Annotated in this window: 23 protein-coding genes; 19 read left to right on the top strand and 4 right to left on the bottom strand. The window is 64.3% G+C overall.

All coding sequences use genetic code 11. The features are described 5' to 3' along the window. Positions 1 to 19 precede the first annotated feature (19 nt). Complete coding sequence (locus ACN0X6_RS12455; RefSeq protein WP_417704291.1) at positions 20 to 1201, bottom strand: ABC transporter substrate-binding protein; 1182 nt, start codon at positions 1199 to 1201, stop codon at positions 20 to 22. Positions 1202 to 1447: 246 nt separating this feature from the next. On the opposite strand from ACN0X6_RS12455, the gene ACN0X6_RS12450 reads away from it, so the two are divergent. From ACN0X6_RS12450 to ACN0X6_RS12440, 3 genes are read left to right on the top strand one after another with little or no spacing between them, the layout of a single operon-like run. Beyond that, the gene (locus ACN0X6_RS12450) at positions 1448 to 1885 is read left to right on the top strand and encodes a copper-binding protein (protein ID WP_417704290.1); all 438 of its coding nucleotides are present in this window, start codon (positions 1448 to 1450) and stop codon (positions 1883 to 1885) included. Positions 1886 to 1898: 13 nt separating this feature from the next. After that, entirely contained in the window at positions 1899 to 3164 is a 1266-nt protein-coding gene (locus ACN0X6_RS12445; RefSeq protein WP_417704288.1) for a histidine kinase, read from the top strand. Beyond that, positions 3161 to 3811 carry a response regulator transcription factor gene (locus ACN0X6_RS12440; RefSeq protein ID WP_417704286.1) on the top strand — a complete coding sequence of 217 codons (651 nt, stop codon included), beginning with the start codon at positions 3161 to 3163 and terminating at the stop codon, positions 3809 to 3811. The genes ACN0X6_RS12445 and ACN0X6_RS12440 overlap by 4 nt, the downstream gene beginning before the upstream one ends. Before the next feature lie 436 nt (positions 3812 to 4247). Here the strand turns inward: ACN0X6_RS12440 and ACN0X6_RS12435 are convergent, their stop codons facing one another. Further along, positions 4248 to 4907: a pentapeptide repeat-containing protein gene (locus ACN0X6_RS12435; RefSeq protein ID WP_417704284.1), complete on the bottom strand. Its 660-nt coding sequence runs from the start codon at positions 4905 to 4907 to the stop codon at positions 4248 to 4250. Positions 4908 to 5007: 100 nt separating this feature from the next. Further along, on the bottom strand, positions 5008 to 6870 hold the full coding sequence (gene exaA / locus ACN0X6_RS12430) for a quinoprotein ethanol dehydrogenase (RefSeq protein ID WP_417704282.1): 1863 nt from the start codon (positions 6868 to 6870) through the stop codon (positions 5008 to 5010). 329 nt (positions 6871 to 7199) lie between these two features. On the opposite strand from exaA, the gene pedF reads away from it, so the two are divergent. The 4 genes from pedF to ACN0X6_RS12410 all read left to right on the top strand — a co-directional run bounded on the left by pedF (position 7200) and on the right by ACN0X6_RS12410 (position 10398). Further along, the gene (pedF, locus tag ACN0X6_RS12425) at positions 7200 to 7622 is read left to right on the top strand and encodes a cytochrome c-550 PedF (protein ID WP_160017754.1); all 423 of its coding nucleotides are present in this window, start codon (positions 7200 to 7202) and stop codon (positions 7620 to 7622) included. A gap of 148 nt (positions 7623 to 7770) precedes the next feature. Continuing rightward, positions 7771 to 8643: a substrate-binding periplasmic protein gene (locus ACN0X6_RS12420; protein WP_417704281.1), complete on the top strand. Its 873-nt coding sequence runs from the start codon at positions 7771 to 7773 to the stop codon at positions 8641 to 8643. Positions 8644 to 8664: 21 nt separating this feature from the next. Further along, complete coding sequence (locus ACN0X6_RS12415; RefSeq protein ID WP_417704279.1) at positions 8665 to 9414, top strand: quinoprotein dehydrogenase-associated SoxYZ-like carrier; 750 nt, start codon at positions 8665 to 8667, stop codon at positions 9412 to 9414. A 54-nt stretch (positions 9415 to 9468) separates the two neighbouring features. Then, positions 9469 to 10398, top strand: coding sequence for a quinoprotein relay system zinc metallohydrolase 1 (locus ACN0X6_RS12410; RefSeq protein WP_417704278.1), 930 nt, complete (start codon positions 9469 to 9471; stop codon positions 10396 to 10398). 209 nt (positions 10399 to 10607) lie between these two features. Here ACN0X6_RS12410 and ACN0X6_RS12405 read toward each other — a convergent pair whose 3' ends face one another. Next, positions 10608 to 10994 (bottom strand): hypothetical protein, encoded by a 387-nt coding sequence (locus ACN0X6_RS12405; RefSeq protein ID WP_417704276.1) that lies wholly within the window; start codon positions 10992 to 10994, stop codon positions 10608 to 10610. A 217-nt stretch (positions 10995 to 11211) separates the two neighbouring features. On the opposite strand from ACN0X6_RS12405, the gene ACN0X6_RS12400 reads away from it, so the two are divergent. From ACN0X6_RS12400 to ACN0X6_RS12345, 12 genes are all read left to right on the top strand, one after another. Then, positions 11212 to 12987, top strand: a complete 1776-nt coding sequence (locus ACN0X6_RS12400) for a methanol/ethanol family PQQ-dependent dehydrogenase (RefSeq protein WP_417704274.1) — start codon at positions 11212 to 11214, stop codon at positions 12985 to 12987. Between the two features lie 330 nt (positions 12988 to 13317). Then, positions 13318 to 14838, top strand: a complete 1521-nt coding sequence (locus ACN0X6_RS12395) for an aldehyde dehydrogenase family protein (protein WP_417704272.1) — start codon at positions 13318 to 13320, stop codon at positions 14836 to 14838. Positions 14839 to 15300: 462 nt separating this feature from the next. Further along, positions 15301 to 15372: a pyrroloquinoline quinone precursor peptide PqqA gene (gene pqqA, locus ACN0X6_RS12390; protein WP_003243383.1), complete on the top strand. Its 72-nt coding sequence runs from the start codon at positions 15301 to 15303 to the stop codon at positions 15370 to 15372. Positions 15373 to 15419: 47 nt separating this feature from the next. After that, entirely contained in the window at positions 15420 to 16334 is a 915-nt protein-coding gene (gene pqqB / locus ACN0X6_RS12385) for a pyrroloquinoline quinone biosynthesis protein PqqB (protein WP_417704271.1), read from the top strand. Positions 16335 to 16432: 98 nt separating this feature from the next. After that, positions 16433 to 17185, top strand: coding sequence for a pyrroloquinoline-quinone synthase PqqC (pqqC, locus tag ACN0X6_RS12380; RefSeq protein ID WP_417704269.1), 753 nt, complete (start codon positions 16433 to 16435; stop codon positions 17183 to 17185). A gap of 100 nt (positions 17186 to 17285) precedes the next feature. Continuing rightward, a complete protein-coding gene (pqqD, locus tag ACN0X6_RS12375) occupies positions 17286 to 17564 on the top strand; it encodes a pyrroloquinoline quinone biosynthesis peptide chaperone PqqD (protein WP_417704267.1) in 279 nt (92 codons plus the stop codon). Next, positions 17536 to 18690: a pyrroloquinoline quinone biosynthesis protein PqqE gene (gene pqqE / locus ACN0X6_RS12370; protein WP_417704266.1), complete on the top strand. Its 1155-nt coding sequence runs from the start codon at positions 17536 to 17538 to the stop codon at positions 18688 to 18690. The genes pqqD and pqqE overlap by 29 nt, the downstream gene beginning before the upstream one ends. Continuing rightward, positions 18678 to 20576: an alpha/beta hydrolase family protein gene (locus ACN0X6_RS12365; protein ID WP_417704264.1), complete on the top strand. Its 1899-nt coding sequence runs from the start codon at positions 18678 to 18680 to the stop codon at positions 20574 to 20576. The genes pqqE and ACN0X6_RS12365 overlap by 13 nt, the downstream gene beginning before the upstream one ends. A gap of 77 nt (positions 20577 to 20653) precedes the next feature. After that, a complete protein-coding gene (gene ercA, locus ACN0X6_RS12360) occupies positions 20654 to 21817 on the top strand; it encodes an alcohol dehydrogenase-like regulatory protein ErcA (RefSeq protein ID WP_160017765.1) in 1164 nt (387 codons plus the stop codon). After that, positions 21801 to 23525 (top strand): NahK/ErcS family hybrid sensor histidine kinase/response regulator, encoded by a 1725-nt coding sequence (locus ACN0X6_RS12355; RefSeq protein ID WP_417704262.1) that lies wholly within the window; start codon positions 21801 to 21803, stop codon positions 23523 to 23525. Before ercA ends, ACN0X6_RS12355 begins: the two co-directional genes overlap by 17 nt. A gap of 80 nt (positions 23526 to 23605) precedes the next feature. Continuing rightward, positions 23606 to 24013 carry a PA2779 family protein gene (locus ACN0X6_RS12350; RefSeq protein ID WP_417704261.1) on the top strand — a complete coding sequence of 136 codons (408 nt, stop codon included), beginning with the start codon at positions 23606 to 23608 and terminating at the stop codon, positions 24011 to 24013. Continuing rightward, positions 23998 to 24951, top strand: a complete 954-nt coding sequence (locus ACN0X6_RS12345; protein WP_417704259.1) for a PA2778 family cysteine peptidase — start codon at positions 23998 to 24000, stop codon at positions 24949 to 24951. The genes ACN0X6_RS12350 and ACN0X6_RS12345 overlap by 16 nt, the downstream gene beginning before the upstream one ends. Positions 24952 to 24965: the final 14 nt, after the last annotated feature.

Raw genomic sequence — 24965 nt, 5'->3', positions numbered from 1 at the left:
GGGTGCGCCGTGCGCACCATCAGTTGGTGGTACTCGCCAGATCGCAGCTCACTTCAGGCCGGTCGTAGCCGAGGCTGTCCATTTCGTTGTGCGGGTGCAGAAAACCGTCCTGCGGCGAGGTGCTGACCAGGGCGCGTGGATGCACCAGCGCAATGGGCTGGCGCAGCTCACCGTTCCACGGGCGGAAGCTCAGCTTGCGACCCTTGAAGCCGTCCAGCGGTAGTTGTTCGTTCAGCAGCAGGTGGCGAATGCCCTGCGGCGCGGCAGCGCGCAGCTTGGTCACGCCGGTGGCGATGCTGCGCACGGCCATCCAGGCGGCGAAGTCGCGGTCGTTCATCCAGCGCCCGGCCAGTGCCTCGAAGCGTTTCTGCAATTGCGCAGCGCCGAAGGTTTCCACCGTCTTGTGCCAGGCGGTCGGGGTCAGTCCCTGGGTGCCGGCTACCGGGCGCGGATACCAGGTGTTGTAGGGCAGGTACTCGCCGAAGTCGCCACGTTCGTCGGCCACCAGCACCACGTCGTACTCGCTGGACTGGGTAAACAGCGGCATTTCCGCCTGGGCGCTGCGCCGTTGGTCGTTGTCGAAACTCCACGGCTTTTCGGCGACGATCCTGTGGCCAAAGCGTTTGGCGGCGCGCTTGAGCGCGTCGGCATAGGCGATGTCGTCCGCGGTGGTGCCGGTCACCAGCAGCCAGCGCGTCCATTTGCGCACGGCGAGAAATTGCGCCAGGGCGTCGGCCAGCATCGCGCGGCTGGGCAGGGTGTGCAGCACGTTGCCCAGGCATTGCTCGCGGCGCAGGCCGTCGTCGGCGCTGCCGGCATTGAGCAGCAGGCTGTCCGGCAGGCGCTCGCTGAGCTGGCGCAGGGTGGCGGCGGGGGCATTGACCACGAACAGGCGGATGCCGGCCTGGTGCAAGCGTTCGGCAGCGGCGAGCACGTCACTCGTCTCCGCGCTTTCGGCGCTCTGCAACTCGAACTGCTGCTTGAGAAAACGCCCGGTGCTGTTGCTGTCGATGATCGCCAGTTCGGCGCCACGACGGCCGGCGTCGGTGGGTTCGGGAATGACGTTGGAGAGCAAAGGGCCGCGTGGCGGTAGATGCGCCAGGTAGCCGATACGTACCTGCAAGTCGTTCGCGCTGGCGCCGGCCGCCACGCCAAAGGCGGCGGCGAGGCAGAACAACAGGCGGCAACTGATGCGGTGCATGGGGCGACTCCTGCAGAGGGTGTCGCCAGCATAGGAAGCGCCATCGGCTCGGGAAATATGCCCAAGGTAGCGCCGGGCACGTACGAAGGTAGTAGTTCGCGCGGTCGCAAGGGCTGGGGTGGAGCGGCGGCGGGCTGGGAAATATGCCCAAAGTACCAGTGCGTCAGTACCAAGGTAGTACCCCGGCGCAGGCCGTTACTTCCTAGCATGGCAGGCAATGTCCAATAACAAGAACAGGTGAACGCCATGCGTATTTTCAAGGCCCTGCTATTGCCGCTGCTGTTGATCATCAGCCTGCTCGGTGTCGACCAGTTGCACGCTGCCGGTGACATGACCCGACGCCCGCTGACGTTGCCCGATCTGGTGCTGGGCAGCGACGACAGCGACTACTCCATGTCGCAGACTGAATACCAGCTGGAAACCGGCCAGGCCTATCAGCTCAAGATCATCTCCAACGGGCAAAAGGAATACGCCTTCCAGGCGCCGGAGTTCGCCACTTCCATCTACCTGCGCAAGGTCGAGGCCGGCGGCGTGGAGGTGAAGGCCGTCACCCTTACCGAACTGGAGTTCGAGGACGCCGGCGAGGCGGAGATCTTCTTCCTGCCGGTCAAGCCGGGCAAATACCGCTTCTACGCCAAGGGTCTGGAGGGCAAGGGCATGCTCGGCTACTTCGTGGTCAAGTAGCGGGGGCAAGTAGATGACTGCCCTGGGCCGCATCAACCTCGGCGTCAGCCTGCTGTTCGTGCTGGTGACCCTGGCCGGGTTGGCGCTGCTGCTGCGCCAGGCCAGTCATGATGTGCAGCGCGAGTTGCAGGCCGCCGAAGCGGTGGTGCAATACCTCGGTGAGGTGGCGCGCAGCAACCCCGGCAGCCTGCGCCCTGAGCTGACCAGGAACCTGCGGCATATCCGTGTGAGCTGGCTGCGCCCGGGCGATCAACCCAAGGCGCAGAGTGAGAGCGCCGTCGAACGCTGGATCGCCGAGCGCTTGCTGGGCTCCTCGTCGCTGGTGACTCACGTCTGGCCGCTGGCCGATGACCGCGAGCTGCACATCGCCCTCGATCCTTATGACGAGATCGAGGAAATCCAGGACTCGCTGTTGCAACTGCTGCTGCTCAGTGCCTTCGCCCTGATCCTCAGCCTGCTGACCATCCGCTTTGCCGTATGCCGTGCCCGGCGTGTGCTGGACGAGTTGCTCGCCGGCTTGCGCGAAGTCGGTGCTGGCCACTTTGACGCCCGCCTGCGCGATCACGGCCTGGCCGAGGCCAGGCATCTGGCGGCGCACTTCAACGACATGGCCGTTACCCTGCAACAGGTGCAGGCGGACAACGCTGAACTGACTCAGGCGCTGCTGGAACTGCAGGAGCGTGAGCGCAAGCGTCTCGGTCAGACCCTGCATGACGACCTGGGCCAATACCTCAGCGGCATTCGTGCCCAGGCCTGCCTGCTCAAGGTGATCGCCGATCAACCACAACAGGTACAGGACACCGCGCGCCTGCTGGACGACAACTGCGAGCGCTTGCAGCAGGGCTTTCGCAGCCTGATTCGCGATCTCTACCCGGTGGTGCTGGAACGTCTTGAATTAGGCCCGGCGCTGCAGCAACTGGCCGCCGATTGGCAGCAGGCGCAAGGCATTCGCTGCCAGCTGCAACTGGGCGAGCGATTGCCCAGTCTGCCGCTGGCGAGCAAGGCCCATCTCTATCGACTGGTGCAGGAGGCGCTGACCAACGTCGCCCGCCATGCCGATGCCAGTGAGGTACGCATTCGCCTGCAACGCCGGGGTCATGGGCTGCGCTTGCTGGTGCGTGATAACGGCCAGGGTACCGCACTGCCGCTGCGCCCCGGCATCGGCCTGCGCTCGATGCGTGAACGCAGCCGCAGCCTCGGTGGCGAGCTGCGCCTGCACAGTCGCCCGCAAGCCGGTTGGGCGCTGTGCCTGAACATTCCTCTGGAGGCGATGCGATGAAGGTTTTGTTGGTGGACGATCACGCCGTGGTGCGCCAGGGCTATGCCAGCTTGCTGCGCGCGCTGTTGCCGGATGTGCAGTTGCGTGAGGCCTGCGACGGCGAACAGGCCCTGCAGCGAGTGCAGGAAGAGATACCCAATCTGGTGGTCATGGACATCGGCCTGCCCGGCATCAGCGGCCTGGAAACCACCCGCCGCCTGCGCCAGCGCCTGCCGCAGCTGCGTATCCTGTTCTTCAGCATGCACGACGAACTGCCGTTGGTGCGTCAGGCACTGGACGTCGGCGCCATCGGCTACCTGACCAAGAACTCGTCACCGGAAGTGCTGGTGGAAGCGGTCAAACGCACCGCCGCCGGCCACGCCTATATCGAACAGCAACTGGCCACCCAGCTGGCCTGCAACCCCACCAGCAGCGACGGCCTCGACCCACGGCTGCGCGAACTGACCCAACGCGAATTCGAAATCTTCGTCATGCTCGCCCGCGGCCTGCCACCGAGGCAGATCGCCGAGAAGCTGTGCATCAGCGGCAAGACCCTGTCCAACTACCAGACTCTGGTGAAGAACAAACTGCAGATCGCTTCGCAGGCGGAGCTGGTGCACCTGGCCATCGACAGTGGGGTGGTACGGGTGGGGTTGGAGAGTGCTTGATCGGCGAGGGCAGGCTGCAATGGCCTGCTCGCAGAGCCAACGAACATGATCGAAGCGGGTGACCAATTTGATCGTTCCCACGCTCTGCGTGGGAATGCAGTTCGGACGCTCCGCGTCCGCTTGTAGGCCGCAGCGCAGCTGAGTCCGCTGGCGACGCAGAGCGTCGCGGGCTAGCTCCCACGCGGAGCGTGGGAGCCATGTCAAGGGCGAGGTTTTTGATGCTAGGCGTCCCGCCTGGTGCTCGTATGGATCGTAGGAGCGGCTTTAGCCGCGAAGCGCTCTTGAGCATCGCGGCTAAAGCCGCTCCTACGGTGGGAGTGTTGAACGCCGTAGGGCGGGTGCAACCCGCCAGAACACGGATTGGTGTTTATCGTGCTCTCTTTGGGTGGGCTGAAGCGGATCGCCGTCCGGCCCACCCTACGTGGTTTCCGGGGAATCAGTCCCAACCCTTTGGGCATTGCACGCAGCCGGGCATGTTGGCGTCCTGAAAGTTGCCGAAGCGGGTACGGGCGCCGCTGAGGTTGGCGTTTTCCAGGTTGGAGCCGCCGAGCTTGACTTCCTGCAGATTGGCGTCTTCCAGGTGCGCGCCCTTGAGGTCGGCCTTGCTCAGCCAGGTCATTTCCAGATTGGCCGCCTGCAGTTGGACGTTGTGCAGCTTGGCCCCGGAGAGGCGGGCGAACTCCAGGTTGGCGGCGCGCATGTCGGCGCCTTCGAATTGCGCAGCCTGGGCGAACAGGGCCCAGCCGCTGATGGCCACCAGGCTGGCGCCCGAGAGGTCGGCCAGGCGCAGGTTGCTCTGTTGCAGGCTGGCGCGGGTGAGGTTGGCGCCGCGCAGCTTGGCCTTTTCCAGATTGGCCAGGTCGAGATTGACGTGGCGCAGGTCGGCGCCGGAGAGATCGGCGCCGGACAGGTCCATGCGGCGCATGTCCATATTGCGCAGGTCGGCACCGCGCAGGTTGGCGTTGGGACATTTGCTGTCGGGTTCGATGCGGCAGCCATTGATCTGCAGGACGCCGTCGCTCTCGGTTTCGGCGCCGATGGCGTGGCTGCCGATTACCAGCAGCAGGACCGGGATAAGCAGGGGCAGGTAGTTCATGGCGAGTCCTCGGATGAATTGATGGGGGAGGCGGTCGCGGCTGAAGCCCCTCCCACAGGCAGCGCGTATGGCGCACCCAGGTGCGCCATGCGTTCAGCCACTAGCGTTTGGCGGTGGTCTTGTCCCAGCTCGGCAGCTTGAACACCCAGAAGGAACCACCCTGGGCGACCGGCTTGGTCAGGTCGGCCATGTCGCCGCCCCACAGCGGCACGGCGCCGCCGTAACCGGCGGTCACGCCGATGTACTGCTCACCGTCCTGTTCCCAGGTGACGGGCGGGGAGATGATCCCGGTGCCGACCTGGAACTTCCACAGCTCCTCGCCGTTCTTGGCGTCGAAGGCCTTGAAGTAGCCGTCGCCGGTGCCGGTGAACACCAGGTTGCCCTTGGTGGCGAGTACGCCGGCCCACAGCGGCAGGCGCTCCTTGTGTTCCCAGGCGACCTTGCCGGTGGTCGGGTTCATCGCGCGCAGGATGCCGACGTGGTCGTCGAACAGGCGCTTGATGCGAAAGCCCATGCCCAGGTACGCGGAGCCTTTCTTGTAGTGCGCCTCTTCGGCCCAGTAGTCCTCTTTCCAGTGGTTGGCCGGTACGTAGAACAGGCCGGTGTCCTGGCTGTAGGCCATGGGGTTCCAGTTCTTGCCGCCGAGGAAGGGTGGGGAGACCTCGACCACTTCACCCTTGCTTTCGCCTGGCTTCGGCTTCTGCGGGCGCTGGCCCTCGTTCTCGACCGGACGACCGGTTTCCAGGTCGATGTGGCTGGCCCAGGTGATCTTGTCGACGAAGGGGAAGGCGTTCTTCAATTTGCCGTTGGCGCGGTCGACCACATAGAAGAAGCCGTTGCGGTCGGCGTGGGCGGTGGCCTTGGTGACCTTGCCGTCCTTGTCCTTGTAGTCGAACAGCACCAGCTCGTTGTTGCCGGAGAAGTCCCAGGCATCGTTCGGGGTGTGCTGGTAGAACCACTTCACTTCACCGGTGGTGGGGTCGACACCGACCTGGCCGGAGGTGTACAGGCTGTCGTAGTCCTTGGGGTCGCCGCCGTCGCTGGTGCGCGCCCAGCCGTTCCAGGGTGCCGGGTTGCCAGCGCCGATGATGATGGTGTTGGTTTCGGCATCGAAACTGGCGCTTTGCCACGGCGCACCGCCGCCCTGGCTCCAGGCTTCCTTCTTGCCGGTCGGGTGGTTGGGATCATCCGGCCAGCTCGGCGCCTTGACGTCACCGGTCGGGGTGCTGTCCTTGCCGTTCAGGCGGCCCATGTGGCCTTCGACGAACGGACGCATCCAGACTTCCTCGCCGGTATCCGGGTCGCGGGCGAACAGGCGGCCGACCACGCCGAATTCGTCACCGGAGCTGCCGTGGATCAGCAGCACCTTGCCGCTCTTGCCATCTTTGACGATGGTCGGGGCGCCGGTCATGGTGTAGCCGGCAGAGTGATCACCGAACTTCTTGTTCCAGACCACCTTGCCGGTGTCCTTGTTCAGCGCCACGACGCGGGCGTCGAGGGTGCCGAAGTAGATCTTGTCGCCATAGATGGCGGCGCCACGGTTGACCACGTCGCAGCACGGGCGGATGTCGTCGGGCAGGCGATGGCTGTAGGTCCACAGGCGCTTGCCGGTCTTGGCATCCAGGGCGAAGACCCGCGAGTAGGAGCCGGTCACGTAGACCACGCCGTCGTGGATGATGGCCTGGGATTCCTGGCCGCGCTGTTTCTCGTCACCGAAGGAGTAGCTCCAGGCCGGCGTCAGCTTGAACACGTTTTCGGCGTTCACCTGAGCCAGCGGGCTCCAGCGCTGGGCATTGGTGCCCAAGCCGTACTGCAGCACGTTGCTGGTGGTGGTGTGGTCGTTGGCGATGTCGTCCCAGGTCACCGGCTTGGCGATCGCGCCCTGGCTCAGCGCCAGGCCGCCGGCCAGCATCAGGGCAAGCGCCAGGGGACGTGGGGTGCTGGGTAGGTTTCTTGTTGTCATCGTTGTGCTTCCCATTGGAGGTGGTAGGTCGCTGCAGTGGCACCGTGAGAACGCGGTGCTGGAGAGGTTCTGCAGTGGCAAGCCGATGGTGGTACCCGGCCACCTTTGCGCCTACGGAAAAACTCCCGCCCTTGCCGGGAGGATTTCCCGGCCGGCACATGACTTGGCCTTGCTGCCAAGGCATCACGCACACCCCCACCCAAGCCCTACTACCAAGGGACTAGAGCGCGACCACCAAAGCAGCATTCGGTGCGTTGCGCGGCCTTTCTAAGATGGTCGTCACGAGCTCTGAACGGGCTGTCTTACGTGTATTCGATGAGGTCCTGGCCATGAACAACAAGAAGATCAAAACCACCCTGGCGTTGCTGCTGCTCGCTGCGTCGACCACCCTCTGGGCACACGGCGACGTGGTGCCGCAGGCGGTGAACACCGATGGGCTGGAACCCCTGGGTGAAGAGTGGCTGGACGAGAACCCCTACCGCGACAACCCGCGCGCCATCGAGATCGGCTCCTCGGCGTACAACCAGAACTGCGCCGCCTGCCACGGCCTGGAGGCCAAATCCGGTGGTATCGCCCCGGACCTGCGCCTGTTGGAGCTGGGGGCCAGCGGTGACGAATGGTTCAAGGAGCGCGTGATCAATGGCGCGGTGCGCGATGGCCGCGTGTACATGCCGAAGATGGCTGACTTCCTCAGTCAGGAAGCGCTGTGGGCGGTGCGCAGCTATCTGGAGAGTGTGCACGTCGAGGAGTAAGCGCTTGATGATAAATCTGCTGCGCTCGGCATCTCGCGTTTCGGCGGTGCTCGCAATGCTCATGTATTTCAATACATTCCGCTTGCTGTGCGCAGGCCCTGCGCGACCTGCCATCGCTCGCGACGATTTCTTCATAAGCGCTCGCGCAATGCGCCGGCTGATCGCTTTTTGGGCTCTGCTGCTGTGCCTGGGCACTGCTCAGGCACAGGTGCGCGATTTTGACCGCATCACCGAGTCGGGCACCCTGCGCGTGGCGCTGTACCAGAGCTTCCCGCCTTACAGCTACGAGCAGGATGGCCAGCCGCGCGGCGTCGACTACGAGCTGGCCAAGGCACTGGCCGAAGGGCTCGGCCTGAAGCTGGAGCTCATGTGGGCGCCGCCGGGTGAAAAGCTCGACGACGACCTGCGTGACTACATCTGGCGTGGCCGGGTGACTGCGCAGGGTCAGTTGGCCGATCTGATGCTGCGCGTGCCGTACGACCGTGACTACGCGCAGATGCGCAATGAACTGGGTGAGTTGGTCAACGAGCGCGTGGTGATGTTCGGTCCCTACCAGCGCGAGCGCTGGCAGTTGGCCTTCGATCGTCGGCGTCTACCCGAAGTGCCGAGCATCGTTGCGTTGCGCCAGCATCCGGTGGGCGTCGAAGTCGAGAGTGTGCCCTCGTTCTACCTGAGTTCGGTGCAGGGCGGCATGCTCAGCCAGGAAACCCGGCATTACCCGACGCCGAGCCTGGCCTTTGCTGCCATGCGCGGCGGTGAGGTGGATGCGGTGATGGCGCTGCGTGGTGAGGTCGACTGGTTGGTGCACGAGGCCAATGACCCGCAACTGGCGCTGGCGGAAAACGCCTACCCGGACATGGGCCGGCAGGTCTGGGAAATCGGCATGGCGGTACACGAAACCAATCGCCAACTGGCCTATGCCCTGGAAGAACAGCTGGAAAACCTGATTCTCGATGGCTCGCTGGAGCGCCTGTACGCGCGCTACGGGCTGCGTTACGAGAAGCCAGAACAATACCAATAAGAGTCGAGCCGGAGGTGGGCGATGGATTGGCGTAGCCTGATGTTGCTGGCCCTGTTCGCCTGGGCCTGGGAGGCGCGGGCGGCCGCGCCAGATCCGGTCACCTCGGTGATGTGGGATTACTACCACCAGCGTCTACTGAACGGTGAGGCCTTCGTCTTCGACGACAAGGTTCGCCTCGAGGTGCCGCCATTCGCCGAGGATGCGCGCCAGGTGCCGATCCAGATCGACGCCAGCGCCTACCGCGGCAAGGTCAAGCGCATTCTCGCCTGGGCCGAGCTCAATCCTATCCCGCGTATTCTCGATTTCGCCCCTGGCGAGCACCTGGAGCCGAGCCTGGCCATTCGCATTCGGGTCGAGCAGGCCACGCCGATTCGCGCGGCGGTGCTCACCGACGATGGCGTCTGGCATATCGGCTCGGCTCGCGTCGAGGCAGCAGGCGGTGGGTGCACAGCGCCCAGCGTGGTTCGTGCGGAGGCCGGCTGGGAGGAGCGTCTGGGCCAGGTGCTGGGCAAACGCTTCGTGCGCGGTGAGGACAGCCGCCTGCGCCTGCAGGTCTCGCACCCGATGGATAACGGCCTGGTTGGCGGCATCCCCGAGTTCTACATCGAACAGGCCGAACTGCGTGATCCGAACGGCCAGGTGCTGGGACGCCTCGAACTGTTCCCGGCGGTTAGCGAGAACCCGACGCTTACCTTCGACCTGCGCGGCGATCAGCAGGCCGAACTGTGGCTGCGCGACAACAACGGCAACGAATTTCAGGCCGCGTTCTGAACGCTGCAGCCTGTAGGGTGCGCCGTGCGCACCAACCCCACCCAGGAGGCTTCCATGCGCTGGATGCTATTGATGATGTGCCTGTTTGCCAGCCTGGCCCAGGCACTCGACTACCACCTGCAACCCCGACAAATCGCCGATGGCGTCTGGCTGCTGGAAGGCAGTACCGATAATTTCGCTGTGGAAAACGGCGGCAATATCGTCAATATCGGCTTCATCGAAACTGCGGACGGGGTGGTGGTGATCGATACCGGCCCGTCGCGTCGTTTCGGTGAAGCGTTGCGCCAGAGCATCGAGAAAACCACTGGCAAGCCCGTGGTACGTGTGTTGCTGACCCATCACCACCCGGATCATGTGCTGGGCAACCAGGCTTTCGCTGACGCGCCCATCGCGGCGCTACCCGAGACCACCCGGTTGCTGGCCGAGCAGGGCGATGCGATGGCGGAGAACATGTACCGCCTGGTCGGCGACTGGATGCGTGGCACCGAGGTGGTGCTGCCCACCGAAGAGATACAGGAAGGCGTACTTGCGATCGGCGACAGGCGCCTGCAACTGCTGGCGCTGCGCGGGCATACTGGCGCCGACCTGGCGATTCTCGACGAGCGCACGGGCGTGTTGTTCGCCGGCGATGTCCTGTTCTATCAGCGCGCACTGACCACGCCGAACAGTCCGGGACTGGATGTATGGCTGGCCGACCTGGATCGGCTCGAAGCGTTGCCCTGGAAGCAGATCGTGCCCGGCCACGGGCCAGTGACCACGGATGCGGCGCCGTTCGTGCAGATGCGTGATTACCTGGACTGGCTCGATGGTTTGCTGCGTGAGGGGGCGGAGCAGGGCGCGGAGATGAACGAGCTGATCCGCGCCCCCATCCCCGAGCGCTTCGCCCAGGTCAGTCTGAGTCGTTACGAGCTGATCCGCAGCGTCAGCCATCTCTACCCGCGCTACGAGCGCAACGCCATGGCGCGGGTGGATACCAACCCGTAGGAGCCCGCTTGCGGGCGATGGTGTTTTATCGCCGGCAAGCCGGCTCCTACAGGAGCACCAGCTTCGTAGCCCGGATGAAATCCGGGAGAAATATGCTCGCTACCCCCGGATTTCATCCGGTCTACAGGCTGCTCTTGTGGGAGGGGCTTTAGCCGCGACTTGCGTATAAGGGCGTCGCCGCTGAAGCGCCTCCCACGGTATGCCGGGAGCTAAAGCTCTTCGTCGTCACGAATCAGCACGTAGTGTCGGCCGTGCTCGGTCTCTTCGTGGTCGTAGACGTAATACATCACCACGTCGCCCAGGCCGGACTGCACGGCCACGTAGTCACCGCTGTCGGGCATGAAGAATTCCCGGGTGGCGGGCTTGGCCACGCATTCGATGTGGGCCGTGACGAAGTGCGTGGGGTCTTCTTCGCCGTAGTAGTCCTCGCGCTGGTTCGCATCCCAGTCCTGCGGCGGCTCGAAGGCGCCGGTGATGAGGACTTTGGCGTCGCCCAGATCCTGCTCTTCGGCATCCGGGTCCTGCTCGTCGGGGCGATAGACCGTGCAGTCCAGTGCATCGGGATGGTTGAGGATTTCCTGGCGAGGATGGGGCACGGGCGTCTCCGGTCAGAATGTGCGGGCGGCCAAGTGTCAGGCAAAGCCGTGGCCGCCGCAATCTCCATGATTGCAGCCTGTGGAGCAGGTATTGCTACCAAGGAACGAGGAAAATCGGCTAGGGGTGCAATTGTTGGGTGGCCTGTGCGAGCCAAGAATTTGCGGCAGACCGGGAAAAATTCCCGGCAATAACAATGAACCCGCAGAGGTAGCCGCAATGAAACACGCCGGTCTTCGCCAGCCCTTCCTCCTCACCGCACTTTGTGCCGCCATGCTGTTGCCGTCCGCCGCCGCGCTGGCGGTCACCGACGCCGAGATTCTCAAGGACGCCACCACCACCGACGAGATCGTCACCAACGGCCTGGGCTTGCAGGGCCAGCGCTACAGCCCGCTGAACATCCTCAACGATCAGAACGTCAAGGAACTGCGCCCGGTGTGGACCATGTCCTTCGGCGGCGAGAAGCAGCGCGGCCAACAGGCCCAGCCGCTGATCAAGGACGGCGTGATGTACGTCACCGCCTCCTACTCGCGGGTGTTCGCCGTCGACGCGCGTACCGGCAAGGAACTGTGGCAGTACGAGGCGCGCCTGCCGGACGACATCCGCCCCTGCTGCGACGTGATCAACCGTGGCGTTGCCCTGTACGACGATCTGGTGATCTTCGGCACCCTCGACGCCAAGCTGGTGGCGCTGAACAAGGACACCGGCAAGGTGGTGTGGCGCAAGAACGTCGCCGACCACAAGGCCGGCTACTCCATCACGGCGGCACCGCTGGTGGTGGGTGGCAAGCTGATCACCGGCGTGTCTGGTGGTGAGTTCGGCGTGGTCGGCAAGATCGAGGCTTACGACCCGAAGAACGGCGAGCTGCTGTGGAGCCGCCCGACCGTCGAAGGCCACATGGGCTACGTCTACAAGGACGGCAAGGCGGTCGAGAACGGCATCAGCGGTGGCGAGGCCGGCAAGACCTGGCCGGGCGACCTGTGGAAGACCGGCGGTGCCGCGCCCTGGCTGGGCGGCTACTACGATGCCGACACCAATCTGCTGTTCTTCGGTACCGGTAACCCGGCGCCGTGGAACTCGCACCTGCGTCCCGGCGACAACCTCTATTCGTCCTCGCGCCTGGCGCTGAACCCGGACGACGGCAGCATCAAGTGGCACTTCCAGACCACGCCGCACGACGGTTGGGACTTCGACGGCGTCAACGAACTGATCTCCTTCGATTACCAGGAAGGCGGCAAGACCGTGAAGGCCGCGGCGACCGCCGACCGCAACGGCTTCTTCTATGTGCTCGACCGCACCAACGGCAAGTTCATCCGTGGCTTCCCCTTCGTCGACAAGATCACCTGGGCCAAGGGCCTGGACGAGAATGGCCGGCCGATCTACGACGACAGCAACCGTCCCGGCTCGCCGAGCGCGAAGGAGAAGGGCCAGAGCGTGTTCTCCGCACCGGCCTTCCTCGGCGCGAAGAACTGGATGCCCATGGCCTACAGCCAGGACACCGGCCTGTTCTACGTGCCGTCCAACGAGTGGGGCATGGATATCTGGAACGAGGATATCGCCTACAAGAAGGGCGCGGCCTACCTGGGCGCCGGCTTCACCATCAAACCGCTCAACGAGGACTACATCGGCGTGCTGCGTGCCATCGACCCGAAAACCGGCAAGGAAGTCTGGCGTCACAAGAACTACGCGCCGCTGTGGGGTGGGGTGCTGACCACCAAGGGCAACCTGGTGTTCACCGGCAACCCGGAAGGCTACCTGCAGGCGTTCAACGCCAAGACCGGCGAGAAAGTCTGGGAATTCCAGACCGGCTCGGGCGTGATCGGCTCGCCCGTGACCTGGGAAATGGACGGCGAGCAGTACGTCTCGGTGCTGTCCGGCTGGGGTGGCGCGGTACCGCTGTGGGGCGGCGAGGTGGCCAAGCGCGTCAAGCACCTGAACCAGGGCGGCATGCTCTGGACCTTCAAGCTGCCGAAGGAGCTGGTGGCCAAGCGCTGATTGCTTGAGGTGTCAGACGATGGCCGGACTCTGTCCGGCCATCGTCGTTTCCGGCGCCTGCCTGCCCGCGCCGAGTCGCTGTGAAATACCACGGCGGATTTTCGCGTTCGGCAACGCAAGACCAGGCGAACGGGTCTAGCCTATAGCTTCCACAGCCTCGTGCCTCGCTGCCAAAAGCCCGTGCCAGAGCGCTCTTGCCGCTCTACTACCAAATGACTAGGCGATCTGTGCCATGGGCGCATACCGAGGTTTCCGGGGGCTTCCTAAGATCGAACCATGACTCGCTTCCCCGATTGGCAGCGGGCTCCGACAACAAGAGAGGTCATCATCATGATTTACGCGAAACCGGGTTCCGCAGGCGCCGTCGTCACCCTCAAGCCGCGCTACGGCAACTACATCGGCGGTGAATTCGTCGCGCCGCTCAGTGGCCAGTACTTCAGCAACACCAGCCCGGTCGATGGCTCGGTGATCGCCGAATTCCCCCGTTCCAATGCTGCCGATATCGACAAGGCGCTGGACGCCGCGCATGCCGCCGCCGATGCCTGGGGCCGCACCAGCGTGCAGGAGCGTTCGCACATCCTGCTGAAGATCGCCGACCGCATCGAAGCCAACCTCGAACTGCTGGCCGTGGCCGAGACCTGGGACAACGGCAAGGCCGTGCGTGAGACGCTGAATGCCGACGTACCGCTGGCGGCCGACCACTTCCGCTACTTCGCCGGCTGCATCCGTGCTCAGGAAGGCAGCACCGCCGAGATCAACGAAGGCACCGTGGCCTATCACTTCCACGAGCCGCTGGGCGTGGTCGGGCAGATCATCCCGTGGAACTTCCCGCTGCTGATGGCGGCCTGGAAACTGGCGCCGGCCCTGGCTGCCGGCAACGCCATCGTGCTCAAGCCGGCCGAGCAGACGCCGCTGTCGATCACCCTGTTCGTCGAGTTGATCGGCGACCTACTGCCGCCGGGCGTGCTCAACATCGTCCAGGGCTTCGGTCGCGAAGCCGGTGAAGCGCTGGCCACCAGCAAACGCATCGCCAAGATCGCCTTCACCGGCTCCACCCCGGTCGGCTCGCACATCCTCAAGTGCGCCGCCGAGAACATCATCCCATCCACCGTCGAGCTGGGCGGCAAGTCGCCGAACATCTTCTTTGCCGACATCATGAACGCCGAGCCGGCCTTCATCGAGAAGGCTGCCGAGGGGCTGGTGCTGGGCTTCTTCAACCAGGGCGAGGTGTGCACCTGCCCGTCGCGCGCGCTGGTGCAGGAGTCGATCTACGACGCCTTCATGGTCGAGGTGATGAAGAAGGTCAAGCAGATCAAGCGCGGCAACCCGCTGGACACCGAGACCATGGTCGGCGCCCAGGCCTCGCAGCAGCAGTTCGACAAAATCTTGAGCTACCTGGAGATCGCCCAGCAGGAAGGCGCGCAGGTGCTTACCGGTGGCGCCGCCGAGCGCCTGGATGGCGACCTGGCCAGCGGTTACTACATCCAGCCGACCCTGCTCAAGGGCACCAACCAGATGCGCGTGTTCCAGGAAGAGATCTTCGGGCCAGTGATCGGTGTGACCACCTTCAAGGACGAAGCCGAAGCCCTGGCGATTGCCAACGACACCGAGTTCGGCCTCGGTGCCGGCGTGTGGAGCCGCGACATGAACGTCGCCTACCGCATGGGCCGGGCGATCAAGGCCGGCCGCGTGTGGACCAACTGCTACCACCTGTACCCGGCGCATGCCGCCTTCGGTGGCTACAAGAAGTCCGGCGTCGGCCGTGAAACCCACAAGATGATGCTCGACCACTACCAGCAGACCAAGAACCTGCTGGTCAGCTACGACATCAACCCGCTGGGCTTCTTCTAAGACCCACCAGGCCGCATGCTCGCTCCGGTGTGCGGCCTTCTTGAGAGCGTGGGGTGCGCTGTGCGCACCGCTTGCCGGTGCCCGACCTCGTTGCGCGCAGCGCACCCTGGCGGATGGGCCGGCAGATGTTTATCGCGACGCGGCTTCGGCCGCGTTTTTTATTGGCGCCTGCAAAGAAAGCGCGCTGATGCAGCACGCGTCTGACTGGTAGGAGCGGATTGATCCGCGATAGGGCCGGCCCCGCGCCCCGTTTCGTAGCCCGGATGCAATCCGGGGATGACCTCGATACTTCCCGGATTTCATCCGGGCTACCCGCAGCTTGCATGCGCGTCTGGCAAAGCCCTGCCGCCTACCTACCAATGCCAGCCAAATCTCCTCCCAAAGTACCATTTGGCCTCTTGCCTGGCGGGGGCTTAATGGGGTTGCCGGAATGCCCCGGCTCAATAACAAGAGGACCGCATCATGTGGACTAAACCCGCCTACACCGATCTGCGTATTGGCTTCGAAGTGACGATGTATTTCGCCAACCGCTGATCGCTCCTGGCCCCGGCTCGTCCGGGGCATCCCCGCTGGTGACTTCCATGCATATCCAGATTCTCGGCTCCGCCGCTGGCGGTGGCTTCCCCCAGTGGAACTGCAACTGCCGCAATTGCCGTGGCCTGCGCACCGGTACGCTGCGGGCGCAACCGCGCACCCAGTCGTCCATCGCCATTTCCGATGACGCTCAGCAGTGGATCCTGTGCAATGCCTCGCCGGACATCCGCGCGCAGATCGAAGCCTTTCCGGCGCTGCAACCGGCGCGCAAGCTGCGTGACACGGCCATCGCCGGCATCGTCTTGCTCGACAGCCAGATCGACCACTGCACGGGCCTGTTGACCCTGCGCGAAGGTTGTCCGCATGAGGTCTGGTGTACGGAGATGGTGCATCAGGACCTGACCAGCGGCTTTCCATTGTTCAACATGCTCAGCCACTGGAACGGTGGCCTGCAGCATCGCCTGATCGAGCTGGACGCCAAGCCCTTCAGCATTCCCGCGTGCCCGGCGCTGAGCATCACTGCCATCGCCCTGCGCAGCAGCGCACCGCCGTATTCGCCGCATCGTGGCAATCCGCACCCGGGCGATAACATCGGCCTGTTCATCGAGGACCGGCGCAGCGGCCGCAGCCTGTTCTACGCCCCCGGTCTCGGCCAGGTGGACGAGCACTTGCTGAGCTGGATGCGCCGCGCCGACTGCCTGTTGGTGGACGGCACCCTGTGGCGCGACGACGAGATGCGCCTGTGCGAGGTCGGCGACAAGCTCGGCAGCGAGATGGGCCATCTCTGCCAGAGCGGCCCGGGCGGGATGATCGAGGTGCTCGACGGCCTGCCGAGCGCACGCAAGATCCTCATTCATATCAACAACACCAACCCGATTCTCGACCTGGATTCGCCCGAGCGTGCCGAGCTGGATGCGCACGGCATCGAGGTCGCGTTCGATGGCATGAGCATCGTTTTGTAGGGTGTGCGGGGCCGCCCAGGCTGTGCGTACCAGCAATTCAGATGGCTAGCATTGGTGCGCACGGCGCACCCTACGGCAATGCGTACCGGAGTGTCTTGATGAGCCAACCTGCCATGACACCTGCCGAATTCGAGCAGGCGCGGCGCGCCAAGGGCGCGCTGTACCACATTCATCATCCGTTCCATCGTGCGATGTACGAAGGACGCGCCACCCGCGAGCAGATCCAGGGCTGGGTGGCCAACCGTTTCTACTACCAGGTCAACATCCCGCTGAAGGATGCGGCGATCCTCGCCAACTGCCCGGATCGCGAGACGCGGCGCGAGTGGATTCAGCGCATCCTCGATCACGATGGGGCGCCGGGCGAGGAGGGCGGCATCGAGGCCTGGCTGCGCCTGGCCGAGTCGGTCGGTCTCGAGCGCGAGCAGGTGCTGTCGCAGGCGCTGGTATTGCCCGGCGTGCGTTTTGCCGTCGATGCCTACGTCAACTTCGCTCGCCGCGCCAGCTGGCAGGAGGCGGCCAGTAGTTCGCTGACCGAACTGTTCGCCCCGCAGATTCATCAGTCGCGTCTGGATGCCTGGCCGCAGCACTACCCGTGGATCGACGCCACCGGCTACGACTACTTTCGCAAGCGCCTGAAAGAGGCGCGCCGTGATGTCGAGCATGGCCTGCGCATCACCCTCGAGCACTACCGTACCCGTGAAGCGCAGGAACGCATGCTGCAGATCCTGCAATTCAAGCTCGACGTGCTGTGGAGCATGCTCGATGCCATGAGCATGGCCTACGAGCTGCAACGCCCGCCGTATCACACGGTGACGGCCGAGCGCGCCTGGCATCGGGGTATAGCCTTATGAGTTTCGAGCAAGTGGTGCGCACGGCGCACCCTACGGTCGCATTTCCGTTCGACGCGCCCTTTGTAGGGTGCGCCGCGCGCACCAGCCTGGAGTCAGAAGCATGACCGCCGCCATCCTGCCCACTATCCCTGCCATCCGCCGCGGCTTTCGCCTGCAGTTCGAGCCGGCCCAGGGCTGCCACGTACTGCTCTATCCGGAAGGCATGATCAAGCTCAACGACAGTGCCAGCGAGATTCTCCAGCAGGTCGACGGCAAGCGTTCGGTGGCCGAGATCATCGGCAACCTGCATCAGCGCTTCCCCGATGTGCCGGGCATCGACGAAGACATTCTTGCCTTCATGGAGGTGGCCCATGCTCAGTTCTGGATCGAGCTTCGCTAAGCCGGGCGTGCAGGTCGGCCCGCCGCTGTGGCTGCTGGCCGAGCTGACCTATCGCTGCCCGCTACAGTGCCCGTACTGCTCCAACCCGCTGGATTTCGCCCAGCAGGGCGCCGAGCTGAGCACCGCCGAGTGGATCGAGGTATTCCGCCAGGCCCGTGAGCTGGGCGCAGCGCAGTTGGGCTTTTCCGGCGGCGAGCCGCTGGTGCGCCAGGATCTGGCCGAGCTGATCGCGGCGGCGCGGGGGCTGGGCTACTACACCAACCTGATCACCTCCGGCATCGGCCTCACCGAGGCGCGTATCGCCGAGTTCGCCGACGCCGGGCTCGATCATATCCAGATCAGCTTCCAGGCTGCCGACGAAGAGGTGAACAACCTGCTGGCCGGCTCGAAGAAGGCCTTCGCGCAGAAACTGGCGATGGCCCGTGCGGTCAAGGCGCACGGCTACCCGATGGTGCTCAACTTCGTCACCCACCGGCACAACATCGACAACATCGAGCGCATCATCGAGCTGTGCCTGGAGCTGGAGGCGGATTTCGTCGAGCTCGCTACCTGTCAGTTCTACGGCTGGGCCGAGCTCAACCGTGCAGGGCTCCTGCCGACCCGCGCCCAGCTGGAGCGCGCCGAGCGCATCACCCAGCAGTGGCGCGACAAGCTGGCAGCCGAGAATCACCCATGCAAGCTGATCTTCGTCACCCCGGATTACTACGAAGAGCGCCCCAAGGGCTGCATGAATGGCTGGGGTAACCTGTTCCTCGATATCACCCCGGACGGTACGGCACTGCCTTGCCACAGCGCGCGGCAGTTGCCAGTGCAGTTTCCCAATGTGCGCGAGCACAGCCTCTCGCACATCTGGCGCGAGTCGTTTGGCTTCAACCGCTTCCGTGGTGACGACTGGATGCCCGAGCCGTGCCGTTCGTGCGACGAGAAGCACAAGGATTTCGGAGGCTGTCGCTGCCAGGCCTTCATGCTCACCGGCGATGCCAGCAACGCCGACCCGGTGTGCAGCAAGTCGGCGCACCATGGCGTGATTCTCGCCGCACGCCAGCAGGCCGACGAGGCGCCGCTGGGGCTGCAAGCGCTGCAGTACCGCAACGACAAGGCCTCGCGAATCATATGCAAAGCCTAGGGTGCGCCGTGCGCACCGGTTCTGACGCGATATGGAGTGCCGAACAGGCCGCAGCCGCCAGTGCTGACTTCGCCGAACTGCACGCTGCCCACGGCGGTTTGCTGTGGGTGGCGTTCGATCCTCAGCTGGCGCGTTGCGGGCTGTTCTTCTGCTGCGACGGTGTGGTGTGTGAACTGACGCCGCCAGGGTTTTCCGTGCGCAGCCGCGTCTATGAATACGGCGGTGGCGCCTGCTGTGCCACGGAGCAGGGCGTAGCCTTCGTCAACGAGCGTGATCAGCAGGTCTATCGCATCGATATTGGCCTGGACGGCGGTGCGCACGGCGCACCCTACCTGATAACTGATCAGCCTCACTGCCGTTATGGCGACCTGTCCTTCGTGCCCGCCTGGCAGGCGCTGTTGGCTGTAGAGGAAAGCCATGAAGGCGGCGCAGTGGTGCATCGCCTGGTACGCATCGGTCTTGGTGGCAAGCGCGAAGTATTGGTCGAGGGCGCCGATTTCTACGCTGCGCCGGTGGCCGACCCTGGTGGCCAGCGTCTGGGCTGGATCGAGTGGGATCGACCACATCAGCCCTGGGTCGTCACGCGCCTGTGCCAGCGTGAGTCCGGCGAGCGCATTCGGGTGCTGTCTGGTGAGGCAGGGGATCGATCCCTGCAGCAGCCGCGTTTCGATATGCAGGGCCGATTGTGGGCGTTGAGCGACCGTGCCGGTTGGTGGCAGCCCGAGTGTATCGATGCCGATATGAAGTGGGATGCTGCGCCCTGCGATCACGCCCCGGCGCCCTGGCAACTGGGCGGCCGAACCTATCTGCCGCTGGAAAACGGTGAGCTGCTGCTGACCCGTTTCGAGGAGGGCGTCGGTGTTCTCGTAGGGTGCGCTGCGCGCACCGATTCTCTTGCCGCCGAGACCGCTGGTGCGCATGGCGCACCCTACGGTGGGCCAAGCACAGAGCGGCGACTGGCTGAAGGCTTTACCCGTTTCCGTAGCCTGGCCGCGGATGCCGAGCACTTCTACTGCATCGCTGGCGCCCCGGATCGTCTGTCGGCGGTGCTTGCCATTCGCCGCAGCGATGGAACCGTGCGGATACTCGCCGGTGGTGAGCAGCCCTTGACTGAAGAACAGCTGTCACGGCCTCAGCCATTCAGCTGCGCGGTGGGTGAGGGCGAACATAGCCACGGTTTTTTCTACTCGCCCGTATCAACCTGCGAGTGCCCACCGCTGGTGATCTTCCTGCACGGTGGCCCGACCTCGGCCTGCTACCCGGTGTTCGATCCACGCATCGCCTTCTGGACGCTACGCGGCTACGCCGTGCTCGACCTCAACTACCGCGGCAGCAGCGGCTACGGTCGTGACTATCGCCTACGTCTGGCTGGCCAGTGGGGCGAGCTGGAGGTGCAGGATGTTCGCGCCGCCATCGAGGCACTGGCCGAAGCGGGCCGTATCGATCCGCAGCGCGTATTCGTGCGTGGCGGCAGTGCGGGTGGTTTCAGTGCGCTGCGTGCACTGGTCGAGTTGCCGCTGCTACGCGGCGGCGCAAGCCTCTACGGAGTCAGCGACCCGCTGGCCCTGCGCAGGCTGACCCACAAGTTCGAGGCGGACTATCTGGACTGGCTGATCGGTGATCCCGAGCAGGATGGCGAGCGCTACCGTGATCGCACACCCCTGTTGCAGGCTGAACGGATCAAGGCACCGGTGATTTTCTTCCAGGGCGCGATGGATGCCGTGGTGGTGCCGAGTCAGACCGAAAGCATGGTCGAGGCGCTGCGCCAACGCGGTTTACCGGTGCAATATCACCTGTTCGCCGAAGAACGCCATGGTTTCCGTCAGGCCACGAATCTGGCCGAGGCGCTGCGCGCCGAACATGCCTTCTATCAGCACCTGAGCTGATCGCAGCTCGCATTGCATAAACCGAGCAATGCAGTAGGCTGATCGCCACTCCATAACAAGAAATTTCAGGCCGTTGCATGAGCCACGATTTGAGTCAGCTACGAAAATTCGTTTCCCCCGAGATCATCTTCGGCGCCGGTTCTCGGCATAACGTCGGCAACTACGCCAAGACCTTCGGTGCGCGCAAGGTACTGGTCGTTTCCGATCCCGGCGTGGTCGCGGCCGGTTGGGCCGGCGATATCGAAGCCAGTCTGCAGGCTCAGGGCATCGCCTACTGCCTGTACACCCGGGTCTCGCCCAACCCGCGCGTGGAGGAGGTGATGGAAGGCGCCGAGCTGTATCGCAGCGAGGGCTGCAACGTCATCGTCGCCGTCGGTGGCGGCAGCCCGATGGACTGCGCCAAGGGCATCGGCATCGTCGTCGCCCATGGCCGCAGCATTCTCGAATTCGAGGGCGTGGATACCATCCGCGTGCCGAGCCCGCCGCTGATCCTGATTCCGACCACCGCCGGCACTTCGGCCGACGTGTCCCAGTTCGTGATCATCTCCAACCAGCAGGAGCGGATGAAGTTCTCCATCGTCAGCAAGGCGGTGGTGCCGGATGTGTCCCTGATCGACCCGGAAACCACGCTGAGCATGGACCCGTTCCTCAGTGCCTGTACCGGCATCGATGCCCTGGTGCATGCCATCGAGGCATTCGTCTCTACCGGTAATGGCCCGCTCACCGACCCGCACGCGCTGGAAGCGATGCGCCTGATCAACGGCAACCTGGTGCAGATGATCGCCAACCCGGCCGATATCGCTCTGCGCGAGAAGATCATGCTCGGCAGCATGCAGGCCGGCCTGGCCTTCTCCAACGCGATCCTTGGCGCGGTGCACGCCATGAGCCACAGCCTGGGCGGCTTCCTCGACCTGCCACACGGCCTGTGCAACGCGGTACTGGTCGAGCATGTGGTGGCCTTCAACTACAGCGCCGCGCCGGAGCGCTTCAAGGTAATTGCCGAGACCCTCGGTATCGATTGCCGTGGTCTGAACCACGCGCAGATTCGCCAGCGTCTGGTCGAGCACCTGATCGCCTTCAAGCACGCCATGGGGTTCCGCGAGACGCTCGGTCTGCACGGTGTCAGCACCTCGGATATTCCGTTTTTGTCCAGCCATGCCATGGACGATCCGTGCATCCTCACCAACCCGCGCGAGTCGACCCAGCGTGATGTCGAGGTGGTCTATGGCGAGGCGCTCTGACGATGCGCTGGCCGGGTTGTTGGGCCTTGGCAGCCAGTCGGCGCGCAAGAGTCACTACCCTGAGCTGCTGGCGCGCCTTGAAGAGCTGGAAACCGAGCGCAACCGCTACAAGTGGCTGTTCGAGCACGCCGTGCACGGCATCATCCAGGCGAGCCTGCAGGACGGCGTACTGGCGGCGAATCCGGCAATGGCGCGCATGCTTGGGTATGACGATCCGCAGGAGGTGCTGTGGTCGTTGGGCGATCTGGCCCGGCATCTGTTCGTTGGCGGTTTCGACGAGCTGGACCTGATTCGCCAGCGGCTGAGCCAGGGCCAGGCCCTGCTCGGCTACGAAACGCGTCTGCGTCGGCGCGACGGCAGTACCATCGACGTGCTGATGAATCTGCTGCTCAAGCCCGAAGGCGAGGGCGTCTTCGAGGGTTTCGTTGCCGATATCACCGAGCGCAAGCAGGCGCAGCAGCGTCTGCAACAACTCAACGACGAACTGGAGCGTCGCGTTGCGGCGCGCACCTATGAACTGCTCGAATCCAACCGCAACCTGCAGCGGCAGATCGAGGAGCGTGAGCGCATAGAGTTGGCCCTGCGCGAGGCACGCGACGCCGCCGAAGCCGCCAACCGCAGCAAGGACAAGTACCTGGCCGCCGCCAGTCATGACCTGCTACAGCCACTCAATGCCGCGCGCCTGCTGATCTCCACGCTGCGTGAGCGTGAGCTGCCGAGTGCCGAGCGTAATCTGGTCGAGCGCAGCCATCTGGCGCTCGAGGGCGCTGAGGATCTGCTGGCCGACCTGCTGGATATCTCCAAACTGGATCAGGCGGCGATCAAACCGGATGTCGATGTCTATCGCCTCGAAGAGCTGTTGGCGCCGTTGGCCTCGGAATTCGACAGCGTCGCCAGCGCCCATGGTTTGCGTCTGCGCGTACGCATCGCCGACTACGCGGTAAGCACCGATTTCCGACTGTTGACGCGCATCCTGCGCAACTTCCTCAGCAACGCCTGCCGCTACACCGAGCGCGGCGGCGTACTGCTCGGTGCGCGGCGCCGTGGCGCATTCGTCGAGCTGCAAGTGTGGGACAGCGGTCGCGGTATCGCGGCCGATCAACTGGACAAGATCTTCCTCGAATTCAATCAGCTCGAAGTCGGGCGCGCCGCGCAGCGCAAGGGCGTTGGTCTGGGTCTGGCCATCGTCGAGCGCATCGCGCGCATGCTGGGCTATCCGGTGCAGGTTCGCTCACAGCCCGGGCTCGGTTCGGTGTTCAGCATTCGTGTGCCGCTGGCGCAGACGCGGCCACAGCGCCAGGTACCGTCGATCGCGCAGCCCGTGCTCGGCAATCCGTTGCCGGGCCGGCGTTTGCTGGTGATCGACAACGAGGTCGACATCCTCCACAGCATGGCCGCGCTGCTTGGGCAGTGGGGCTGCGAGGTGGTCACGGCAGTGGATCTGTCTGAGGCCTTGCAGCGATTGCAGGGACGGGCGCCGGAGGTGATCCTGGCCGATTTTCACCTCGATCACGGTGTGCTCGGCTGCCAGGTGATACAGCAATTGCGTGACGAATTTTCCAGACCGATCCCGGCGCTGATCATCAGTGCCGATCGCAGCGATGACTGCCGGCGCGAGTTGCAGGCGCTGGGCGCGCCGCTGCTGAACAAACCGGTCAAGCCAGGCAAGCTGCGTGCGGTGCTCAGCCAGCTTCTGATGGAAACGTGAACGAGCGCAGACTGGTGGAGTGAACCTGGGCGATTTGCATGCTGTCTATTGGCTACCTCGTCCCTCAGGAGATAACCACAATGACAATTTCCATGAACCCCGTCATGCGCCGCCTGGCCGCGATTACCGCGCTGTTTCACCTGCTGCTGGTGGTGCAGATTCCTGCCGCGAATGCGGCGATGGTCGGCACCCACGAGGTGATCGCCGAGCAGCAGCACAAGGTGGATCAGGAGCAGTTGATGGCCATGCTCGATGACGAGCAGGTGAAGGAGAAACTGGTGTCGATGGGCGTCGAGCGTGATCAGGTCGAGTCGCGCATCGCCAGCCTGACCCCGGCCGAGCTGGCGCAGTTCAACCAGCAACTGGACCAGGCGCCTGCCGGTGCGGGCGTGGTCGGCATCATCGTGTTGTTTCTGGTGATCTTCATCATCACTGATATGCTGTGCGCCACCAACATCTTCAGTTTCGTTAAATGCATAAATCGCTGATTCGCCTCTGCTGTATCGCATCGATCGTTTTACTCACAGCCTGCGCTCGCTCCCCGGTGTTATCACCGGTGGGCGAGCGTTTGCCTGAGCGGGTGGAGCTCACCGACGTTCCCTTCTTCCCTCAGGACGCCTACCAGTGCGGGCCGGCTGCCTTGGCTACCATGCTCAACCAGCGTGGCGTACTGACCACGCCCGGCGCGCTCAAGGACAAGGTCTACATCCCCAGCCGTGAAGGCAGTCTGCAGGTCGAGATGGTCGCTGCCGCGCGCAATCACGAAATGCTGGTGTATCCGCTGCAGCCGCGCCTGGAGGCCGTGTTGGCCGAAGTGGCCGCTGGCAATCCGGTGCTGGTGCTGCAGAACCTGGCGTTCGACTTCTACCCGCAGTGGCATTTCGCAGTGGTGGTCGGTTACGACCGTCGTGAGCGCACGCTGATTCTGCGTTCTGCCACCACGCGCCGGCTCGAAGACAGCTTCGCCAGTTTCGACAGAACCTGGGAGCGCGGCGGGCGTTGGGCGGTCGTGACCCTGCCGCCCGAGCGCCTGCCGGCGCAAGCCGATATGCAGGTCTGGATGAAGGCTGCCAACGACCTCGAGCAAACCGGCAATGCCCAGACTGCGCGGCGTGCCTATCGCCGTGCCAGCGAAGCCTGGCCGGAGCAGGCGCTGCCCTGGTTCGCCCTGAGCAACAGCCACTATGCCGAGGGTGATCGCAAGGGCGCCGAGCAGGCATTGCGTGAGAGCCTGGAGCGCGAGCCGGATTTCGCTGCCGGTTGGTTCAACCTGTCGCAGGTGCTGGGCGAGCAGGGTTGTGCCTCTGAGGCGCAGAAGGCACAGGCCTGTGCGCAGCGGCTGGCACCGGATGATGCACGCTTCGCTGCACCGCCGAAGGCCAGTGATTCCGGTGGACAGTGTCAGGCCTTGTCGGTCTGCCCATGATGCACATGAAAACG

Origin of the sequence: Pseudomonas sp., from assembly GCF_048269965.1 — a bacterium.
In the GTDB taxonomy this organism is placed as follows: Bacteria; Pseudomonadota; Gammaproteobacteria; order Pseudomonadales; family Pseudomonadaceae; genus Aquipseudomonas.
Note: the sequence above shows the minus strand (reverse complement) of the source record. Positions and strands in the feature narration are given on the sequence as shown.

Coding starts and splice junctions, on each gene's coding strand:
- ACN0X6_RS12410 (WP_417704278.1), top strand. CDS start 9,469: ATGCGCTGGATGCTATTGATGATGTGCCTGTTTGCCAGCCTGGCCCAG.
- ACN0X6_RS12435 (WP_417704284.1), bottom strand. CDS start 4,907: ATGAACTACCTGCCCCTGCTTATCCCGGTCCTGCTGCTGGTAATCGGC.
- pqqD (WP_417704267.1), top strand. CDS start 17,286: ATGACCGCCGCCATCCTGCCCACTATCCCTGCCATCCGCCGCGGCTTT.
- pqqB (WP_417704271.1), top strand. CDS start 15,420: ATGCATATCCAGATTCTCGGCTCCGCCGCTGGCGGTGGCTTCCCCCAG.
- exaA (WP_417704282.1), bottom strand. CDS start 6,870: ATGACAACAAGAAACCTACCCAGCACCCCACGTCCCCTGGCGCTTGCC.
- ACN0X6_RS12355 (WP_417704262.1), top strand. CDS start 21,801: ATGGCGAGGCGCTCTGACGATGCGCTGGCCGGGTTGTTGGGCCTTGGC.
- ACN0X6_RS12415 (WP_417704279.1), top strand. CDS start 8,665: ATGGATTGGCGTAGCCTGATGTTGCTGGCCCTGTTCGCCTGGGCCTGG.
- ACN0X6_RS12350 (WP_417704261.1), top strand. CDS start 23,606: ATGACAATTTCCATGAACCCCGTCATGCGCCGCCTGGCCGCGATTACC.
- ACN0X6_RS12365 (WP_417704264.1), top strand. CDS start 18,678: ATGCAAAGCCTAGGGTGCGCCGTGCGCACCGGTTCTGACGCGATATGG.
- ACN0X6_RS12420 (WP_417704281.1), top strand. CDS start 7,771: ATGCGCCGGCTGATCGCTTTTTGGGCTCTGCTGCTGTGCCTGGGCACT.
- pqqC (WP_417704269.1), top strand. CDS start 16,433: ATGAGCCAACCTGCCATGACACCTGCCGAATTCGAGCAGGCGCGGCGC.
- ercA (WP_160017765.1), top strand. CDS start 20,654: ATGAGCCACGATTTGAGTCAGCTACGAAAATTCGTTTCCCCCGAGATC.
- ACN0X6_RS12445 (WP_417704288.1), top strand. CDS start 1,899: ATGACTGCCCTGGGCCGCATCAACCTCGGCGTCAGCCTGCTGTTCGTG.
- ACN0X6_RS12440 (WP_417704286.1), top strand. CDS start 3,161: ATGAAGGTTTTGTTGGTGGACGATCACGCCGTGGTGCGCCAGGGCTAT.
- ACN0X6_RS12450 (WP_417704290.1), top strand. CDS start 1,448: ATGCGTATTTTCAAGGCCCTGCTATTGCCGCTGCTGTTGATCATCAGC.
- ACN0X6_RS12455 (WP_417704291.1), bottom strand. CDS start 1,201: ATGCACCGCATCAGTTGCCGCCTGTTGTTCTGCCTCGCCGCCGCCTTT.
- ACN0X6_RS12395 (WP_417704272.1), top strand. CDS start 13,318: ATGATTTACGCGAAACCGGGTTCCGCAGGCGCCGTCGTCACCCTCAAG.
- ACN0X6_RS12400 (WP_417704274.1), top strand. CDS start 11,212: ATGAAACACGCCGGTCTTCGCCAGCCCTTCCTCCTCACCGCACTTTGT.
- ACN0X6_RS12345 (WP_417704259.1), top strand. CDS start 23,998: ATGCATAAATCGCTGATTCGCCTCTGCTGTATCGCATCGATCGTTTTA.
- pedF (WP_160017754.1), top strand. CDS start 7,200: ATGAACAACAAGAAGATCAAAACCACCCTGGCGTTGCTGCTGCTCGCT.
- pqqE (WP_417704266.1), top strand. CDS start 17,536: ATGCTCAGTTCTGGATCGAGCTTCGCTAAGCCGGGCGTGCAGGTCGGC.